The organism is Aeromonas sp. LsrichE-8G (genome assembly GCF_022869435.1).
Classification (GTDB): domain Bacteria; phylum Pseudomonadota; class Gammaproteobacteria; order Enterobacterales; family Aeromonadaceae; genus Aeromonas; species Aeromonas caviae.
This window is the reverse complement of sequence record NZ_JALIHH010000180.1, coordinates 1-2,371: the sequence shown is the minus strand read 5'-3', so window position 1 is coordinate 2,371 and position 2,371 is coordinate 1. Positions and strand designations below refer to the sequence as shown.

Here is a 2,371-nt window from a genome sequence, read left to right as displayed (position 1 = left end):
CCGACATATTGATGGGCGGCAGCAGCTTCTTGAGCAAAGCAGCCTTGCGCTCACTTGAATAACGAGCCATTCGACACTCTTTATCCGCCCCCGGTCTTCACATTTAGATTATTCAGATTAGGCGACAACTATTCTGACACCGGGGGAATGGATCATTCACTCGCTCGTACGCAAAAAAAATGAGCCTCGATAGAGGCTCATTTGGGGCGATGCAAGAGGCATTTGTCATATTGGTCAATTATCGTTTTAAGCGTTGCGCTTTCGAACTGAGTCCACCCAAAATTGAATCTGCAATCTCAGTGGGAAATGTATCAGGCAATTGCTGACGAACGATTGATATTACCTCATCCAGATTATCCGTCAGTTCGCTGATGATTTTTTCCATCTGCACTTGTTCAAAACCAATCGCCTTGGCCGTTTGATAAAAATGGCGAGGAAATATCTGCTCTATCGCGTATTTTTTGCCCTTGGTTGCAGTAAGCCCCATGGCCAACTTGGCATCACGGGGATGTAATCCTTTACCACCAAATGCAGGATACATGGAAAGGATGTCGTAAAACGGTGTAAGCCGGAAACGCCCTTCAGGTTCGATAAACACCGAGAAATTCTTGGCATGGCCATCAGTGGCAGCCAGCAGCCAGAACAACACCTGAGACTTCATAAACAGGTACCGATCCTGCTCCGGCGTGGCCGATCCCAGCAGGGTCGTCATGATGTCAGCAATGCCCGGTCCACCATGGCTCTCGTACTTGCGTGCTGACGGTACATTCAACACCTGGCAGAAGTCCTCTTGGGGCAGGCGCATGATCCAACTGCGATCCGTGGCGTAGCGCCGATCGAAGCGTTCCACCGCCAGAGCCTTGACCTTGCCGACCTGCATGATGAAGCAATGGGGAACCGGAAGACCCAATGCTTTGGCGATCAGGGTGCAGAGATATTCGTTTTCTACGCTCTGGGAGAGGTCTATCGAGTAGGAGTGGCTTTCGATCTTGCCAATGGGCAGCTTGATAATGTGGGTGGTTGGGGTCGCTGCATGCGGTAAGCACCAACGGTTGTCGAGGTAGAGTAACGCGGTCTTTTCCTGAGCCCCGGCGATGGATATCCGAAAATCGTCCTCTTCCCTCACCATACCAAGCGGGATCCCTTGCTGGTAGCTGGTCATGATCTGCTCCAGTTCGGCGTCAGAGAGCGGCTTGCACTCAATGCGCTTAACGTCTGGCACAGGTCTGCCCTGAGCCACCAGTTGCAATGCCCCCACGCTGTCCTGGCCAATGCAACTGAGCAGATCAAAGGGTTGGGTGGAATCGGCTTGATAGCGCGCCACCACCCGGTTTCTTACTTCCGGGTTATCTGGCAGCAGATTATCGAAGAAGTTATAGGCCTCATCGCCCTGGTAGCGCTGCTGGCGTAATGGCATGGAGAGCGAGATGGGGCGGCTGCCTGGCAACTTCACCCACGATTCATCGTACTGAAATTGGTGAGCACCATTGGTCGCCTTGGTAAAGGTACCTACCCGGTATCCGTTCATGTAGACCGTCAGGCTGGCCATTACCACTCCTCCTTCCAGCCAGGCGTGGCGTTTTCCGCAGGATCGGTGCGGGGCCTGATATCGAGGGAGAGTTCCAGTGCGGCGAGGATCTTGAACAAGGTCTCCAGCTTGGTTGACTCGGGATTGAGCTCGAAGCTGGACACCGTGTCCTGCCTGATCCCCACCTTGCCGGCCACTTTACCTTGGGAGAGCTTTTGCGAAAGCCTGGCATCCTTGAGACAGGCACTAAGTTGCTTGGCGCTGGTTACTTTCATGATTTGACTTACCTGGTAGCGTAATTTCTTTTAATTTACACGCCGTGGCAGGTATATCAATATTTACCTGCTTTAGGCGGTAAATGTTTTTCACACGCTAAAGGCGGTATTTAACCTTGATCCTCAGGTATGGGTTTCGCACTTTCGATTCAAGGGGCCATTAAAACAAGGTGTAACGAGTTTCAGCAGGAGTGCACTGGGGTTGGCGCAACAAAAGCCAAGGCAGCGATGGTGCGTCGGTTGATCGTCTCTGTCAGTGAGTCCATGATTGTTGCGATCGCTTCACGGGAGCTCACAAGTTCGCACCCGCGTTCGCTTCTTTAAATACCTTCTTGAATTGATGAGCACGAAATTTTGCCAATCTAGCCGAGGTTTCTCGGGAAAATTTGCAAATGCAGTGATGGTGTCATACCAAGCAGCCACCTCCATCTTAAATGCGAAAGGGGACTCCCTCCGACGTAGGTGGGAGGGGAATTTCGCCGGGGCGTCAGCCCCGCTGGTTTTGAATGTATTGCTTGATCACCTCCAACGGTGCTCCGCCGCAAGAGCCCGCAAAGTAAGAGCGTGA

At 52.2% G+C, this 2,371-nt stretch carries 3 protein-coding genes; all 3 read right to left on the bottom strand.

The genetic code is table 11. The features are described from left to right. Positions 1-238 precede the first annotated feature (238 nt). Positions 239-1,549, bottom strand: a complete 1,311-nt coding sequence (locus MUW49_RS18340; protein WP_005329232.1) for a type II toxin-antitoxin system HipA family toxin — start codon at positions 1,547-1,549, stop codon at positions 239-241. Continuing rightward, the gene (locus MUW49_RS18335; RefSeq protein ID WP_005329233.1) at positions 1,549-1,803 is read right to left on the bottom strand and encodes a helix-turn-helix domain-containing protein; all 255 of its coding nucleotides are present in this window, start codon (positions 1,801-1,803) and stop codon (positions 1,549-1,551) included. Before MUW49_RS18335 ends, MUW49_RS18340 begins: the two co-directional genes overlap by 1 nt. Positions 1,804-2,290: 487 nt before the next feature. Beyond that, the coding region (locus MUW49_RS18330) for a transposase (RefSeq protein ID WP_202904331.1) at positions 2,291-2,371 on the bottom strand (81 nt) is incomplete at its 5' end.

Excerpts from the sequence above, each read along its gene's own strand:
- MUW49_RS18340 (WP_005329232.1), bottom strand. The coding sequence starts at position 1,549 with ATGGCCAGCCTGACGGTCTACATGAACGGATACCGGGTAGGTACCTTT.
- MUW49_RS18335 (WP_005329233.1), bottom strand. The coding sequence starts at position 1,803 with ATGAAAGTAACCAGCGCCAAGCAACTTAGTGCCTGTCTCAAGGATGCC.